We start from the raw sequence: 15,624 nt of genomic DNA on the forward strand, positions 1-15,624 counted from the left end.
CTCGCACGAGGATTGGCGCGCTGCCTATCGCAACTCTGTCGCTTAGCCTCTAAATCCTTCTCGTGAGCAAAGCCGATCGCCCAGACCAGCCCAATGCTTCCGCGCGCTTCAATGAGGAGGCGGCGACCTATACCGTGCGCGGGTCAGGCGCGCCCGACATCGAGGCGGGGGTGGCCGCTATCCGCAACGTGTTGAAGACGTTACCGGTGCGGCCTGGCGTTTATCGGATGCAGGATGCGCGGGGCGACGTGCTCTATGTCGGCAAGGCCAAGGGGCTCAAAAGCCGGGTGGCCAATTACACCCAGGTCGCGCGGCTGCCCAAGCGGTTGCAGCGGATGGTCAGCCAGACGCGGTCGATGACCATCGTCACCACACGTACCGAGGCCGAGGCGCTGTTGCTCGAGGCGCAGCTGATCAAGCGCTTCCGTCCGCCGTACAATGTTCTGCTGCGCGACGACAAAAGCTTCCCGTTCATCCTGCTGCGCGACGATCATGCCTTTCCGCGGGTCCAGAAGCATCGCGGTGCGCGACGCGCGAAGGGGCAATATTATGGGCCGTTCGCCAGCGCCGGATCGGTCACGCGGACGCTTAATGCGTTGCAGAAGCTATTCCTGCTAAGAAGCTGTTCCGACAGTTTTTTTACCAACCGCTCGCGTCCGTGCCTTCTGTATCAAATCCGCCGCTGCTCGGCACCGTGCGTCGGGCGGATCGGTGAGGAGGAGTATGGCGAGCTGGTCGCCGACGCCAAGAATTTCCTCACCGGCAAATCGACTGGGGTCCAGGCGCGGCTGGGCAAATCGATGTCCGAGGCGGCCGACAAGCAGGATTATGAGCTGGCCGCGGTCTTTCGCGACCGGCTGCGCGCGCTGACCTATATCCAGGGCAGCCAGACGGTTCATGCCGAGGGGCTGGGCGATGGGGACATTTTTGCGCTCGCCTGCAACGCCGGCCAGATGTGCATCCAGGCTTTTTTTATCCGCGGCGGGCAGAATTGGGGGCATCGCGCCTTCTTCCCGGCGCACACCAACGATGTGCCCGAAGCCGAAGTGCTGTCGAGTTTTCTCGTCCAATTCTACGAGGATGTCCCGCCGCCGCGCCGCATTCTGCTCGACCGCGACCTGCCAGAAGCAGCGCTGATCGCCGAGGCGTTGAGCGAGCGCGCCGAGCGCAAGGTCGAGATCGACCGGCCGCAGCGTGGCGCGCGCAAGAAGCTGATCGACCAGGCCAAGCGCAACGCCGAAGAAGCGCTCGAACGGCGGCAAGCGGAATCGACTACCCAGGGCAAATTGCTGCGCGAGCTGGCCGAGACGTTTGAGCTGGCCGAACCACCGAAGCGCATCGAGGTTTATGACAACAGCCACATCATGGGCGCCAACGCCACCGGCGCGATGATCGTCGCCGGGCCGGAAGGGTTCCGCAAGAATCAGTATCGCAAGTTCAACATCAAGTCGGGGATTACGCCAGGCGATGATTTCGGGATGATGCGCGAAGTGCTCGAGCGGCGCTTCGCCCGGCTGGAAAAGGAGGACCCGGACCGTAGCTCCGGCGAATGGCCGGACCTGTTGCTGATCGACGGCGGCAAGGGGCAACTCTCCACCGTGTGCGAAATACTGGAGAATGCCGGGGTCCACGACATTCCGGTCGTCGGGGTCGCCAAGGGGCCTGATCGCAACGCCGGGCGCGAGACGTTTCATATGCCGGGCGGCCGCGAAATCACTTTCCCGCCCAACGCGCCGCTGCTGTTCTACTTCCAGCGGCTGCGCGACGAGGCGCACCGCTTTGCCATCGGCACGCATCGGGCCAAGCGCGCCAAGAGCCTGACCACCTCGACCCTCGACGAAGTTCCCGGGATCGGCCCCAACCGCAAGCGCGCGCTGCTGATGCACTTCGGCACGGCCCGGGCGGTCAAGGGCGCGGCGCTCGATGATCTCGAGCGGGCGCCGGGTATTTCGAAGACGATGGCGCTGCAGCTCTACGACTATTTCCACCCGCACGGCTGATGCGCTTCACCACGCCCGCTATCATCCTCTCGCTGCGCCCCCACGGCGAGCATGGCGCAGTGCTGCGGGTGATGACGCCGGAGCATGGGCTGCAGGCGGCCTACGTGCGCGGCGCGCGCGGACGGCGGATGCGTCCGGTGCTGCTCGCCGGGAATTTGGTCGAGGCCACCCTCCGCGCGCGGACCGACACGCAGTTGCCGCAGGCGACGGTCGAGCTGCTGCATAGCCGAGCCCCGTTGCTCGCCGAGCCGCTGCCCGCTGCGGCGATCGACTGGGCGACCGCGCTGACCACAACGGCCTTGCCCGAAGCGCAGCCCTATCGGCGGCTCTATTCCGCGCTTGATGGGTTGCTGGCGGCGGTCGAAGCGGCCCCGGCTGCGAGCGGCTGGGGCGCTGCGCTGGTTCGCTACGAACTGCTGCTGCTCGCTGAGCTCGGCTTCGGGCTCGACCTCGATCGCTGCGCGGTGAGCGGCGACGCAGAGGATTTGATCGCGGTCAGCCCGCGCTCGGGCAGGGCGGTTAGCGCGGCCGAGGCCGAGCCCTATCTCGGCAAGTTGCTGCCCCTGCCACGCTTTGTGCGCGAGGGTGGGATAGCGTCATGGGCGGATATTCTCGACGGACTGACTCTAAGCGGCCACTTTCTGCTCCGCGATGTGGTCACGGATCGTTCGGCGACGGTCGCCGATGCGCGGGGACGGCTGGTCGAGCGGATGCGGCGTGCTGCCGGGCCCGGCTAAGGTCTGGCGATATACCAGGGCAGGGCTTCATCGAGGCCGCGTTTGACCGAATAGGCCGGTTGATAGCCGAGCTTGCGGCGCGCCTTCGAAATGTCGGCCTGGGAATGGCGCACGTCGCCGGCGCGAAAGTCGGCCATCGTCGGCTTTCGGTCATAATGGACTTGGTGATCGCGCAGCCCGTCGCGGATGAACGCGAACAACTCCCCGAGCGTGGCGCGGTCGCCGAACGCGACATTATAGACCTCCCCTTGCGCTTCGTCGGGGCCGAGCGCGGCTAGCAGGTTTGCCTGAACGGCATTGGCGACATAGCAGAAATCGCGGCTGGTCTCGCCGTCGCCATTGATGACGACCTCCTCGCCCGCGATCATCGCCGCGACCCATTTGGGGATCACCGCCGCGTAGGCCCCATCAGGGTCCTGGCGTGGGCCGAACACGTTGAAATAGCGCAGCCCCGTGGCCTGATAGCCATAGCATCGGGCATAGACCGAGGCGTAAATCTCGTTGGCCAGCTTCGTTGCCGCATAGGGCGACAGCGAATTGCCGATTCGCTCCTCGCGCTTGGGCAAATTGGGTTCGTCGCCATAAGTTGAGCTGGAGGCGGCGTAAATGAAGCGTGACACGCCGGCGGACCGCGCTGCATCGAGCATGTTGAGGAAGCCGGTGACGTTGACGTCGTGGCTGGTCAGCGGATCGGCGATCGATCTCGGCACCGATCCGAGCGCTGCCTGGTGGAGGACGATATCGGCACCGGCGACGGCCGCGGCGCAGGTATAGCGATCGCGAATGTCGCCAACAATCATCCGGAAGGTCCCGCGGCTGGAACTCAGCGCCTCGTCGAGGTTGCGTTGATGCCCGGTTGCGAAATTGTCGAGGCCGACCACGCTCTGGCCGTTAGCGAGCAGCACCTCGACCAGGTTCGATCCAATGAATCCAGCGGGGCCGGTCACTAGCCATCGCCTCTGGCGGCCCTCGAGCAAGCGAGGAAGATCAAAGTCCGACGGATCCATGCCGGGCTTCTTGGCGCGATAAAGTGATCCTGTCGATTGGCGATGTTGCGGCTTGCGAAGGTCGCGGCCACGAGCCTAGCTTCAGCTATGGCCGATTTGCTCGCTTCGCTGTTTCCTCATGTCGCCGAAACGCGTGGCATGACGGTGCGGGTGGCTGTGAGCTTCCTTGCCGAACAGTCAGCGCCGGCGCAGGGCCGCTGGTTCTGGTCCTACCATGTCCGGCTTGAAAATCATGGTGAAGGCGTGGTCCAGTTACTCGCCCGCTACTGGAAGATCGTCGACGGGCGGGGCAATGTGCACGAAGTGCGCGGCCAGGGAGTGGTCGGGGATATGCCGGTCATTCCGCGGGGCGAAAGCTATGACTATGTCTCCGGCTGCCCGCTCGACACCCCGACAGGAACAATGAGCGGTCATTATCAGCTGGTCGACGAATCGGGGACCGCGTTCCACGTCGCCATTCCGAAATTTGCGTTGCTCGCGCCGGCCGAAATACGCGAATGACGCCGCGCAAGGGCGGCGTCATTCAGTGGCGCGACGTTGAGTCAGGCCCTAATTGGGGCTGCGCGGGACCGGAGTGAAGTCGAGATCGTCGTTGTCATCCCTGGTGAGAATGTAAATCCCGAGCGCTATCGTACCCAAAATCACCGCCAGAACGGGAAGAGGGGGGAAGCCTATCCCGTCGTCATCATCGTCGTCGTCGTCACGATAGTTCTGAGCCGCAGCCAGCGACGCGGCGCTCGCGCTGCTCAAGGAACTCATCGCCCCCAGCGCAAGCCATGGGTTGACCGCCGTAGCGCCAATCGCGGGAGCCGGGGCAGCCGCAATGGCGCTTGTCGAAACCGAGCACAGCGCTAGGGCGGCGACGGCTGCTGTTAACTTGCGCATGGAACTCGACATGGTGCTAAACTCCCGGATGATGGCGCGACCTTATCCAATAAAACGCTTAACGCCAAGTCATTTAACGCATTTCTTTGACGCAGGTTTCATGAAATCTGTCGCCGGAACGCCACGGTCCGTCGATGCGGAGGAGGAATAATATTCCGAGTCGCCCCCGGAGTGTTGTCTAACGGTGAGCGAGGCTTCTATGCGATTGACGTCATTTCCGTCGCCGACGGCTCCGCCGCCCCGCCATTCTTGAGGCACTCATGCACCCCGGCAAGGTCAAGCCAACACCTACCATCCTTATTTCTGCCAACAGTCTGTTCAATATCGTTAACTTTCGTGCCGGGCTGGTACGGGGCATCGCTGCTGAGGGGTTCAGGCCGATCCTGGTCGCACCGCTCGACCCGGCCTTTGAGCCGTTAACCACTCTGAATGCCGAAACCATTGCCGTCCGTATCGATCGATCGGGGATCAACCCGCTGATCGATGCCGCCTTGCTGCTCGCGTATTGGCAGCTGTGTCGGCGGAAGCGGCCCGCAGCCTACCTGGGGTTCACGATCAAGCCCAACATCTACGGGGCGCTGGCGGCAAGGGCGGCCGGTGTGCCCAGCATCCTCAATGTCAGCGGGCTCGGCACAGCGTTCCTCAGCAGCGGCCTGTTCGCGTGGTTCATAAGTCATTTGTATCGCGTCGCTTTCAATCGAGCTGCGACCGTCTTCTTCCAGAATCCCGACGACCGTGACTTATTTCTCACACGCAAGATCGTGCGCCCCGAACAAGTCCGGCTGCTTCCCGGTTCAGGAATTGACCTTGATCGCTTTCGCCCGATCGAGGTCGATCCCGGAGCTGAGCCGGTGTTTCTGTTCATCGGCCGCCTGATCGCCGACAAGGGAGTGAGGGAATTTGTCGAGGCCGCGGGCCAAGTCCGCCAAACTCATCCGGGCGCTCGGTTTCAGCTGCTTGGCGCGATCGATCCAGGAAACCGGACGAGCGTCACGCCGACCGAGCTAGAGCGCTGGGTCCGGTTAGGAACGGTCGAGCATTTAGGGCAAATGGACGATGTTCGGCCGGCAATCGCGGCCGCCAGCGCGGTGGTGCTACCTTCCTACCGCGAAGGCTTGCCGCGGTCGCTGCTCGAAGGTGGCGCCATGGGCCGGCCGCTGATCGCCACCGATGTCCCGGGCAATCGCGAGCTGGTCGAGGAAGGTTTGACCGGCATGTCATGCCGCCCCCGAGATGCTTCCTCCCTGGCAGAAGCGGTGCGTCGTTTCCTCGACCTTGAGGCGGTCGGGCGACGCGCCCTTGGCCAAGCGGCGCTTGAGCGGGTTCGCGGACGTTTCGGCGAGCGCAAGGTGATCGACGCTTATCTGGGCGCGTTGAAACCATATCGCACCTCCACCGGTTAGCGGTCCGCATGTTCGGTTACGACAAAGAGGCGAAGGGTCCACCGCGAACCCCTAAAGGCTACCGCGCCTATGCGGTCGGCGACGTTCATGGTCGGCTCGACCTCCTCGAGCTGCTGCTTGCCGACATCGAACGGGACATGGTCGAGCGCCCTTCGCGCCGATCGCTGCTGGTTTTCCTGGGCGACCTTATCGATCGCGGATCCTCGTCGCGCGGCGTGATCGAGCTTTTGCGAACATTTCACCGACCCGGAGTGCGTCCGGTCTTTCTTGCCGGTAACCACGAAGAAGTGCTGCTGCGCCTGCTCGCCGGCGAACGCGGGTTGTTCGCCGATTGGCTGAAATATGGCGGGGCCGAGTGCCTGGCGAGTTATGGTGTCGACCCGACGACGGTCCAGCAACATGGCGAGCGAGCGGCCCTGGCGCGCCTCAAGGCCGCCATTCCGGCCTCGCATCGCCAGTTCATGGCCAGTTTCGTGGACACGTTGCGGTTCGGCGACTATCTGTTCGTGCACGCTGGCATTCGGCCCGATGTCGACCTGACGCTCCAAACTCAGTCGGACCTTCGCTGGATCCGCCAACCCTTCCTCGGTGACGAGCGCGATCATGGCTTCCTCGTGATCCATGGCCACACGATCACGACGAGCGTCGACGAATGTGCCAACCGGATAGGCCTGGACACAGGCGCCTACCGTACAGGGGTACTCACTGCGATTGCCCTCGACGGATGCGAGCGGCGCTATTTCTCTGCGAAGAAAACCCACGATGGAGCAAAGTAGCCCGACATTGATTTGGTTATGAGGCCGGTTTAGGGCGTCACCACTATAGGGATCGCGTGTAGGATGATTGATATGCAGGACAGGTCCCTGGAGCGGAAGTCGCACCGCCGAACGATTCTTGCCGTGCTTGCTTGCGCGGCGGTGATGGCGCCCGGCTGTGCCGACAAGCGCGGCGGGCCCATCCCCTACGGAGTGTCGACGTTTGGCGTGCCGGACTCGCCGGCCGTGATCCCGCTCGAGGCGGGCTACAAGATCGCGCCGATGGACACGCTCAGCGTCAAGGTGTTCAAAATGCCCGATCTGTCGGGCGATTATGAGGTCGACCTGACGGGCCAGGTGTCGCTGCCGCTGATCGGCAGTGTATCGGCGGCCGATCTGACCACCACCCAGCTCGACGACGCGCTGACCCGCAAGCTGGGCGAAAAATATTTGGAAAACCCAGACGTCAGCGTCGGCATCAAATCGTCAACGCGCCGCAATCTGACGGTCGATGGCGCGGTCAACAAGGCCGGATCGTTCGCGCTCAACGGACCGACTACGTTGATGCAGGCTGTGGCGCTCGCCGGCGGCACCGGGCCGGATGCCAATCCCCGCCGCGTTGCGATCTTCCGGTCGATTAGCGGTAAGCGTCAAGCGGCCGCATTCGACTTGACCAGCATCCGCCGCGGCGAAGCGGAAGATCCGCAGGTCTATGCCGGCGACATCGTCGTGATCGACGGGTCTTCGGTCAAGGCCATTCAAAAGCAGCTCCTCAACGGCCTGCCCATCCTGTCGATATTCAGCCCATTCTAATGGAAACGCCGATAAGCCTTCCGATATCAATTTGGGCGATGTGCCGTGAACCATAATATTGCCGTGACCGACGACAATGATTTCTACCTGGATCGGGTGCCGCCCGACGGTCGTGTCGGGCAGCGCCGGACGACGGTAAACCCGCCCCCCGCTAGCCTCGACCTTCCCGCCCTGCTCCGGATCATTAGCCATTGGCGTTGGCTGATCCTGGGGGCGATTGCGCTTGGATTGCTTGGCGGGATCGTACTCACGATGTTGACCACTCCGGTCTATCGTTCGTGGGTGACTCTCGAGGTCAACCCGCCGACCGTGGAGATCATGGACGAGCAGTCGCGCGAGCGGGCGTCGGCGTCGAGCAGCTGGGATTTTGTCGCGACTCAAGTTGGGCTGCTGTCGAGCCGCAGCATTGCCGAACGCGCGGCCCAGGACCTCAACCTAGCCAACAACAAGACATTCGTAGGCGAGGGCGGCGACGCATCGACCCGCCTAAAGGCGGCGACCGGCAAGGTCGCGGGCGGAATCAACGTGATCGCGCCCAAGGAAGGACAGCTGATCAAATTCAGCTATGACGACACGTCCCCGCAACTGTCGGCGGCGATCGCCAACCAGTTGGCCGACAGCTTCATCAACAGCAATTTGCAGCGGCGCTACGACGCCTCGGCTTACGCCCGCAGTTTCCTTGAAAAGCAGATCGCCAAGACACGTGCCGACCTGGAGCGGTCGGAAAAGCAGGCGGTCGCCTATGCGCAAGCGCAAGGGATTATCAACACCGGCGCCGCCGACGGCAAGGCACCGGGCGACACCAACTCTCTGCAAGGCGAATCCCTGGTCGCCCTCAACCGGGCGCTGGCCGATGCGGTGGCGCGACGGGTCGCGGCCGAAGGCGCTTTCCGGCAGGGGGGCGCGGTCGGAGCAACCGCCGAGGTCAACGCCAGCGCTCAGGCGCTGCGTCAAGCGCGGGCGGTGCTGGAAGCGGAATATTCGGAGAAGCGCACGCTGCTGAAGCCCGAACATCCCGACATGCTCAGTCTCAAATCGCGGATCGACGAGCTCAATCGACAGGTCAACCGTGAAACCGCACAGGCATCCTCGGGCCGGTCGAACACGCTGCTTGCGGATTATCGCTCGGCGTTGGCTGCCGAGCGCTCACTGCAAGGACAGGTGGCGGGGCTTAAGGGATCGGTGCTCGACCTTCGCGGGCGGAGCATCCAATACACCATCCTGCAGCGCGAAGTGGACACCAACCGTGCCCTCTACGACGCGCTGTTGCAACGCTATAAGGAAGTTGGGGTAGCGGGCGGCATCGGTACTGCTCCGGTTTCGGTCGTCGATAGGGCCGATGTGCCCGGCGGGCCATTCAAGCCCAATCTGCTGCTCAACTTGCTGCTCGGGATGATGGCCGGCCTGCTTGCTGGGCTTGGCATCGCGGTTGCGCTCGAATTTCTTTATGACACAGTCAAGACGCGGGACGATGTGCGGACCAAGCTTGGCCTCGCCTGCCTTGGCGCGATTCCCAAAGCGGGGGGCAAGGACAGCTTCATCGACGAGCTAAAGGACCCCAAGTCGATCGTCTCCGAAGCCTATTCGGCGGTGGTCGCGTCGCTTCGCTTCAGCACCGAGGAGGGGCTACCCAAGACGCTGCTGGTGACAAGCACTCGCCCAACGGAGGGCAAATCATCCTCGTCGCTGGCGCTGGCACAGAATTTCGCCCGCCGCGGCGCGACTGTGCTGCTGATTGATTGCGACCTGCGCAAGCCGGCATTCAGGGCATCGTCGGAAAAGGTTGGGCTGACCCGCCTCCTGACCAGCGAGGACGAAGAAGTCCGCAAGCACGTCTTGCCGACCCAGTTTTCCGACCTGTGGCTGCTTCCCAGCGGGCCGCTGCCGCCCAATCCCGCCGACCTTTTGTCGAGCGGGCGCTTTCCTGAAATCCTCCGCCAATTCAACGAGCATTTCGACATCGTCATCTGCGACGCCCCGCCGGTGTTGGGACTAGCGGATTCTCTGTTGCTAGCCTCGGTCGCCGGCAATGTTCTGTTCGTCATCGAAAGCGGCAAAACACGGACCAAAGCCGCGCTCGAAACGCTTCGCCTCCTGCGCGACACCGGGACGAATATTGTCGGCGCGGCGTTGACCAAGTCGTCCGAAGACATGGGCGGTTACGGCTATAAAGCCTATGGCTATGGCGCACTTGACCGGAAACGGACCGAAATCCTCATGATCCCACACGAGGCCGACAGCTGAGTGGCGACCGGTCCGAGGGGAGATGTCCGTGATCCGGCTAGTCGCGATCGGCCTGCTGTCATTGCTTGCGATCGTCCAGATTGCCCGCCAGGCCGTGGTGTCGGCCTTTGCAAAGACCCACCCGGCCTATGCTCGCGCAACGTGGGGCGCTCATCCCGACGTCGCGTTCAAGTTCGGCCTGGAGGCTATCGCCGCGGCCGCCGCCGAACATCGTTCGGCGCCGCGCGCCCGCATCCAGGATATGTTGGCCAGGGCCCGATGGTCGCCCCTTTCGCCCGAACCCTTCCTCGTCCGAGGCGTCGATTTGCGCCTATCCGCCAATGAGGGCGGGGCCGGTCGGGCCTTTGCCGCAGCCCTGCGTCGCGACCCTAGGTCGATCGCCGCGCGCTATTTCCTCGCCGACCATTATTTGCGCAGTGGGCAAGGCGACAAAGGCCTGACCGAACTGGCAATGCTGACGCGGCTTGTGCCCAACTCGATCTCCGGTGTGGCGCCATATTATGCCGCCTTCGCCAGCCGCCCCGGGGGCGCAGCGCGGATCAAGGCGATGTTGGACGACCATCCCGAGTTCGAGCCGGTGGTCCTGGCGGCGCTGGCAGACGACGCCCGCAACGCCGATCTCATCCTCTTTTTATCGTCGGGCCGGAAGAATTTCGACGAAGCGCCCCCGGGTTGGCAAGGTCGCCTGGTTCAGGCCCTGGTCGCAGCAGGGCAATATGAGAAAGCGCGCACGGTCTGGTCGCGAATTGCTGGCACCTCAGCGGCCACCGCATCCGGCGCACTATTGTTCGACCCGGAGTTTTCGCATGGGTCGGCGCCGCCGCCATTCGGCTGGACGCTGGTCTCGAACGGCTCGGCAGTAGCCGAAGCGCAAGCAGGCGGACGGCTCCACCTGATTTATTTCGGGCGCGACAACATCGTCCTGGCGAGCCAGTTGCTGTTGCTGAAGCCGGGCCGATACCGACTGACGGCCGATGTCGACCGAAGCATCGACGCGACATCGATTGCCTGGCGCCTGACGTGCCGCCCGACGGACAAGCCGATCCTGTCGCTGCGTCTGGGCAAACGGGGAGAGGGGAATTCGCTTACCGGGGCGTTCGCCGTCGCCGGCGACTGCCCAGCCCAATTGCTCGAGCTTGCCGGTACCTCGCCCGAATTCCCGGAGACGGTCGATCTCACCCTTGCCAACCTTCGGCTGACAAGAGTGGCTTCATGACCCGTGAAAAGCTGCGAGCCATGACCCGGGAAAAGCTGCGCGCCGCCCTGGGCCCGACCTATCTCTTCTTCTGCCTGGTTCTGGGCGGCAGCGTCCAGGGCGTGTGGGGCGCGACCTCGTTGCAGCTGTTGGCGGTGTTGATCATCGCCTGGTCGTTCGCCGAACCCGGGCAAACCAACTTGCAACGCCCCATGCGGCAGTTGGGCTGGTTGGTCGTGGCCGCGGTGACGCTGTTCGCCGTGCATCTGCTCCCCCTTCCGCCGGCAATCATAATGGCGATGCCCGGGCGTGAAATCGTCGCCGAAGGCCGGGTGATCCTCGGTCTCCGGGCGGGCTGGAGCAGCCTGTCGCTATCGCCTTACGATACGGCGGCAGCGATATTGCCGCTTTTGCCGCCGGTCGCCATGCTCTGCGCCATTGTGCGCCTGAGGGCCTATTCGCCGCACGGGCTGGCGGTGGCGGTGCTAACGGCAACCGTTGCGGCGGTCGCGCTCGGCGCGCTCCAAACCGGATCGCCCGATCCGCCCACCTCCCCCTGGTACCTTTACAAGATCAGCAATTTCGGGGTCGCGACCGGCTTCTTTGCCAACAGCAATCATATGGCCTCGATGCTGCTGGTCTCGATCCCGTTCATGGTCGCCCTGGCGGCCCATTCGAGCCGCGCGGCCAAGGAAGCGCGCAAACGCTTCACCTTGCTCGTCGTTGGCGCTGCCGGGCTGGGCCTGATCATGGTCGGCCTGGCGCTCAACGGATCGCTGTCCGGCTACGGCCTGGTCATCCCGGTGACGATCGCTAGCCTGCTGATCGCAATTCCGCTTGGCCTGACGGCACGCAGGGCCGCGCTCGGACTGTGCGCCGCCGGTATGCTGGCCTTCTTCCTTTTGCTGTTCAGTCCGCTCAGCAATCATATGCCGGGTGCCGCGACCTCGATCGATAGCCGCCAGGAGATGCTAGCCGGAGGCACCGCCGCCTTTACCCAGTTCGCGCCGGTCGGATCAGGTTTCGGCACCTTTACCAGAGTGTATCCCCTGTTCGAGCGACCCGGCGAGGTAGATGCGACCTTCGTCAACCACGCCCATAACGATTATCTCGAGCTGGCGGTCGAGACCGGGCTGCCCGGGATTGCTTTGATGCTGCTTTTCCTCCTGTGGTGGGCCGCGGCGGTGCGGCGGATGCTGGCGTCGCCCGCCGCGGACGGGTTCGCCATGGCAGGCGCGATTGGATCGGCCGCGGTCCTGGTGCACAGCGCGGTCGATTACCCGCTGCGGACGGCAGCGGTGGCGGCGCTATTCGCCACCTGTATCGCGTTGATCCTGGTGTCGCGGCGAACCGCGAGCGCCAAGACCGATATCCGGCCCACCCGCCACCTCGTCATCGGCTGAGCGCCGCACAAACAAGCCCGGGCGGGCGCGAGCCAGCAGCACCAGCAGCGTCGGCAAGAACATCGTCGACGCGATGTCCTTCAAGCTTTCACCATATTGCGCGGCGGGGTCGGGCCATACTTCGACCCACAGATCGTTGGCTTCGTTGGCTAGTTCGAGCGCCAGCACGACAAGCCATGGACGCCAGTTGGCGACGCTCGTTCGCAGTCCGACCGCAATGAGGATCGACAGGAGCGTCCCCGCGACGATATGCAGGGCGTCCATGCTGAGCGAGGTCGCATGCGCGGCGAGCAGCTTTACCTGATACCAGATCATCGCGCGCTATGCGCCGCGCCGGACGATCGACGCAAGCTGACGCGTAGCTTCGGACATTTTGAAGCGCCAACCGGGCAGCAGAACGAGTTGCGACGCCCTGATGGGAAGGGTACCGAGCATCGTCTCGGTCGGCTCGCGGCGCGACCAGACACCGTCCAGATAGATCATGGCCGATGCGACCAGCCAGCGATTCGCCGGGTCGGACAACAGGCGATTGCGCAAGCCGCCCAGGGGGATGGCATAAAGCCGTTCCGCCAACAGCAACGCCTGCCCCGCGCTACGGCCGGCCCCGGCATCGATGGCGAACCGATAAAACCGTTCAAACTCTGCCGGGTCACGGCCATGGAGAAAGGCGGCGAGGTCGGTAATCCATTTGAGCCGAAACCAGGCACTGGATGCGCCGTGAATGCACAAATAAGCGAACAGAGGGTCGTCGGCGAGGGTCGGAAGCATGAGCTTTGGCGAAATCTCGACGCTCTGCCGCGTCGTGCCGACGTCGATAGCGGGGATCAAGGCGGGATGGTCGGCGAGCCGGCCGTGCAGTTCGACGAAAATCGATTCCTTGCCCTTGCGCCAGACCGATTCCTTGTTCCGATCGTGCCACTGGGCAATGCGCCGGGCATCGCCTGGTGCGACCGGCCGATAGCCGAGCTCGACCAGTCGGTTGGCGGCATCGCCGATCCGCGACGGTGCGACAAGCAAGTCGATGTCCCACCCCATTTTCACGAATGGGTCGCCATAGGCGATGACGCCCAGCGTCAGCCCTTTGAGGAACAGCAGCGGAATCCCGGCCCGATCGAACGAGGCGAGGAGGCGGGCGCTCTCGGCGGCGTTCAGCATGCCGGCTTGGGCGATCGACGTCGCCGCGGCTGTAAGGCGATCGGCTGTGGGTCCATCGACGGGCAGGTCCAAGTCGTTGATCGCCCGCCAGACGAGCCCTTCGACGCGATTTCGCCGGGCCAGCGCCAACAGAGCATCCCCATCCACAGCCTTTGCCATCGCACATAGTTCCGTCCGGTCCGGCGCGGGCGCGAACGCCTGCCGGCACAAGGCCAGCAAATATCGAAAGGCGGGGGAGAGGCGGCGGCTAGGGATCGGGTTTATCCATCTTCGGTCTACTACCTTCTAACTGCTGATTGCTGTGCGTATAGCAAACCGCCAACCATCCGGGATTATGTATCAGCGTGCCCGCTTCGCGTTTCACCTCAATGCTCGCCAAGGCCCGCCAACTGGGCTGGAGCGACCGTTTGGTCCTTCTGGATGCCTTGGCTTCGCTTGCATTAGCGTCTGCGCTGATCCGCCTCGCGCCGTTCGAGCGCGCCGTCCGTTCGGCCTCTCGCCGCCGGCCGGGAACGCCGCGCGCTTCCGATGCGACCGTTCGACGAGTCGTGTGGAGCGTCGACGCGGCCGCGGCGCGAGTGCCATGGAAGGCTATGTGTTTTCAACGGGGACTGGCCGTCCAGCGGATGCTGCGTCGTAGAGGCCTTGACGCGTTCCTCCATTACGGCCTGGGCCATGGCGGGGCGCGCGACCTAGAGGCCCATGTCTGGGTTACGGTGGGCGGCGTGGTAGTGATCGGCGGAGAAGAAGCGCGTCGATTCCATCAAGTCGCCGTCTTTCCCGATTGGGGGCCGACCGTTGCGCGAAGCAAATGATTATCGCCTGTTCGGGCTGACGCTGCGCAGCGACTTGCCGTTGCCCGAGTTGGTCCGGGTGGACGGAGTCGTGGATCCAGATGTTCGAGTGGTGCTTGCCGATTCCTCCATGCCCCAATCAGGGCGGGGCTTAGGCTTCGCGGTCGAGGGGGTAGCGCGGTTCGAGGTGATTGGCGGTTCGACTATCATCGTCGCCGTCGACCCGGATTCGGCTCCGCGCAACGTAAGGCTCTATTTGCTAGGTTCGGCGATGGGCATGCTGCTTCACCAGCGGCAGCTTCTACCTCTCCACGCCAACGCGATCGAAATCGACGGGAAAGCTTATGCTTTTCTCGGTGCCTCGGGCGCGGGTAAGTCGACCCTGGCCGCGGCGTTTCAGGATCGCGGATATCGGGTGCTCGCCGACGATGTCTGCGTGATTCGTTTTGAGGATAACGGGCGTGCCATGGTTGCTCCCGGCATGCCGCGCCTCCGCCTCTGGCGCGATTCGCTCGAAGCGAGCGGCCGGGACGCCTCCGCTTATCCGCGTTCCTATGCGGGTGACGAGACCTGGGACAAATATGACGTCGGGCTGCCGCCGTCGGCGACCCTTGCCGACTCTGTCTCGCTGGCGTCAATTTTCGAGCTTCGCGCTGCTGACCGGTTTTGCGTGACGGGCCTTGGCGGGATGGATGCGGTATCGGCCCTGATGGCGAATACCTATCGAGGATACTTCGTCGCCGAGGCCGATGGTGCCAGGAATCATTGGCAGGACTGTATCAGGCTGGCAAAGTCGGTGCCCGTCATGACGTTCGCGCGGCCACTCGATTTTACCCAGCTCGATGCCTGTGTCTCCTATCTCCTTTCGGCCATCAAGGCGGCGGCATCCGGGCACGCGACGGGCTGAATGGCCGAGGCCGGCGGTGTCCGCGGGCCGGACGAACAAACGATTGAACCCAGAGCATGCTGTTGCTAAGCAAAAGTTCGCAGTTTCATGGACTTCGGCGTTCACGACTCGCGTAATGGAGGCAATGTATGACGAATATTTCTGACAATTCGGGCCGCAAGCCCTGGTCCACGCCGCGTCTCAAGTCGATCAAAGCGGGTTCTGCCGAGTCCAAAAAGGGCAGTGGCATTGCTGATGGCGGGGCGGGCGGCAACAACAAGTCGTAACCTGTTCGGGACTTTCCCGCTAAGTCGTGTCAGCGATCGCTGGATTTGTCCGTCGGAAGA

Annotated in this window: 16 protein-coding genes; 12 read left to right on the forward strand and 4 right to left on the reverse strand. The window is 63.6% G+C overall.

Annotated elements, in window-relative coordinates:
- The first annotated feature begins 62 nt into the window (after nucleotides 1–62).
- Both uvrC and recO read left to right on the forward strand, forming a co-directional pair.
- Entirely contained in the window at nucleotides 63–2,000 is a 1,938-nt protein-coding gene (gene uvrC / locus H0W65_RS00765; protein ID WP_294002812.1) for an excinuclease ABC subunit UvrC, read from the forward strand.
- Nucleotides 2,000–2,737 (forward strand): DNA repair protein RecO, encoded by a 738-nt coding sequence (gene recO, locus H0W65_RS00770; RefSeq protein ID WP_294002814.1) that lies wholly within the window; start codon nucleotides 2,000–2,002, stop codon nucleotides 2,735–2,737. The genes uvrC and recO overlap by 1 nt, the downstream gene beginning before the upstream one ends.
- Here recO and H0W65_RS00775 read toward each other — a convergent pair.
- Nucleotides 2,734–3,684, reverse strand: a complete 951-nt coding sequence (locus tag H0W65_RS00775; protein WP_294002816.1) for an SDR family oxidoreductase — start codon at nucleotides 3,682–3,684, stop codon at nucleotides 2,734–2,736. The genes recO and H0W65_RS00775 overlap by 4 nt on opposite strands.
- A 147-nt stretch (nucleotides 3,685–3,831) precedes the next feature.
- Between H0W65_RS00775 and apaG the strand changes: the two genes are divergently transcribed.
- On the forward strand, nucleotides 3,832–4,245 hold the full coding sequence (apaG, locus tag H0W65_RS00780) for a Co2+/Mg2+ efflux protein ApaG (protein WP_294002818.1): 414 nt from the start codon (nucleotides 3,832–3,834) through the stop codon (nucleotides 4,243–4,245).
- Between the two features lie 48 nt (nucleotides 4,246–4,293).
- Here the strand turns inward: apaG and H0W65_RS00785 are convergent, their stop codons facing one another.
- The gene (locus H0W65_RS00785) at nucleotides 4,294–4,641 is read right to left on the reverse strand and encodes a hypothetical protein (RefSeq protein WP_294002820.1); all 348 of its coding nucleotides are present in this window, start codon (nucleotides 4,639–4,641) and stop codon (nucleotides 4,294–4,296) included.
- A gap of 248 nt (nucleotides 4,642–4,889) precedes the next feature.
- Between H0W65_RS00785 and H0W65_RS00790 the strand changes: the two genes are divergently transcribed.
- The 6 genes from H0W65_RS00790 to H0W65_RS00815 all read left to right on the forward strand — a co-directional run bounded on the left by H0W65_RS00790 (nucleotide 4,890) and on the right by H0W65_RS00815 (nucleotide 12,442).
- Entirely contained in the window at nucleotides 4,890–6,032 is a 1,143-nt protein-coding gene (locus H0W65_RS00790; RefSeq protein ID WP_294002822.1) for a glycosyltransferase family 4 protein, read from the forward strand.
- A gap of 8 nt (nucleotides 6,033–6,040) precedes the next feature.
- The gene (locus H0W65_RS00795; RefSeq protein ID WP_294002824.1) at nucleotides 6,041–6,808 is read left to right on the forward strand and encodes a metallophosphoesterase; all 768 of its coding nucleotides are present in this window, start codon (nucleotides 6,041–6,043) and stop codon (nucleotides 6,806–6,808) included.
- A 144-nt stretch (nucleotides 6,809–6,952) separates the two neighbouring features.
- On the forward strand, nucleotides 6,953–7,600 hold the full coding sequence (locus H0W65_RS00800) for a polysaccharide biosynthesis/export family protein (RefSeq protein WP_294002826.1): 648 nt from the start codon (nucleotides 6,953–6,955) through the stop codon (nucleotides 7,598–7,600).
- 45 nt (nucleotides 7,601–7,645) lie between these two features.
- A complete protein-coding gene (locus H0W65_RS00805; protein WP_294002828.1) occupies nucleotides 7,646–9,844 on the forward strand; it encodes a GumC family protein in 2,199 nt (732 codons plus the stop codon).
- Nucleotides 9,845–9,872: 28 nt separating this feature from the next.
- Entirely contained in the window at nucleotides 9,873–11,060 is a 1,188-nt protein-coding gene (locus H0W65_RS00810) for a tetratricopeptide repeat protein (RefSeq protein ID WP_294002830.1), read from the forward strand.
- On the forward strand, nucleotides 11,057–12,442 hold the full coding sequence (locus H0W65_RS00815; protein WP_294002832.1) for an O-antigen ligase: 1,386 nt from the start codon (nucleotides 11,057–11,059) through the stop codon (nucleotides 12,440–12,442). Before H0W65_RS00810 ends, H0W65_RS00815 begins: the two co-directional genes overlap by 4 nt.
- On the opposite strand, the gene H0W65_RS00820 is transcribed toward H0W65_RS00815, so the two are convergent.
- Nucleotides 12,347–12,757 (reverse strand): hypothetical protein, encoded by a 411-nt coding sequence (locus H0W65_RS00820; RefSeq protein ID WP_294002834.1) that lies wholly within the window; start codon nucleotides 12,755–12,757, stop codon nucleotides 12,347–12,349. The two genes, H0W65_RS00815 and H0W65_RS00820, sit on opposite strands and share 96 nt — an antisense overlap.
- Nucleotides 12,758–12,763: 6 nt before the next feature.
- Nucleotides 12,764–13,756 (reverse strand): nucleotidyltransferase family protein, encoded by a 993-nt coding sequence (locus H0W65_RS00825; RefSeq protein WP_294002836.1) that lies wholly within the window; start codon nucleotides 13,754–13,756, stop codon nucleotides 12,764–12,766.
- A gap of 209 nt (nucleotides 13,757–13,965) precedes the next feature.
- On the opposite strand from H0W65_RS00825, the gene H0W65_RS00830 reads away from it, so the two are divergent.
- The 3 genes from H0W65_RS00830 to H0W65_RS00840 all read left to right on the forward strand — a co-directional run bounded on the left by H0W65_RS00830 (nucleotide 13,966) and on the right by H0W65_RS00840 (nucleotide 15,564).
- A complete protein-coding gene (locus H0W65_RS00830) occupies nucleotides 13,966–14,412 on the forward strand; it encodes a lasso peptide biosynthesis B2 protein (RefSeq protein ID WP_294002972.1) in 447 nt (148 codons plus the stop codon).
- The gene (locus H0W65_RS00835) at nucleotides 14,396–15,298 is read left to right on the forward strand and encodes a hypothetical protein (RefSeq protein ID WP_294002838.1); all 903 of its coding nucleotides are present in this window, start codon (nucleotides 14,396–14,398) and stop codon (nucleotides 15,296–15,298) included. The genes H0W65_RS00830 and H0W65_RS00835 overlap by 17 nt, the downstream gene beginning before the upstream one ends.
- 128 nt (nucleotides 15,299–15,426) lie before the next feature.
- Nucleotides 15,427–15,564 (forward strand): hypothetical protein, encoded by a 138-nt coding sequence (locus tag H0W65_RS00840; protein ID WP_294002839.1) that lies wholly within the window; start codon nucleotides 15,427–15,429, stop codon nucleotides 15,562–15,564.
- Nucleotides 15,565–15,624 lie beyond the last annotated feature (60 nt).

It is taken from the genome of Sphingomonas sp., from assembly GCF_013816785.1.
Classification (GTDB): Bacteria; Pseudomonadota; Alphaproteobacteria; order Sphingomonadales; family Sphingomonadaceae; genus Sphingomicrobium.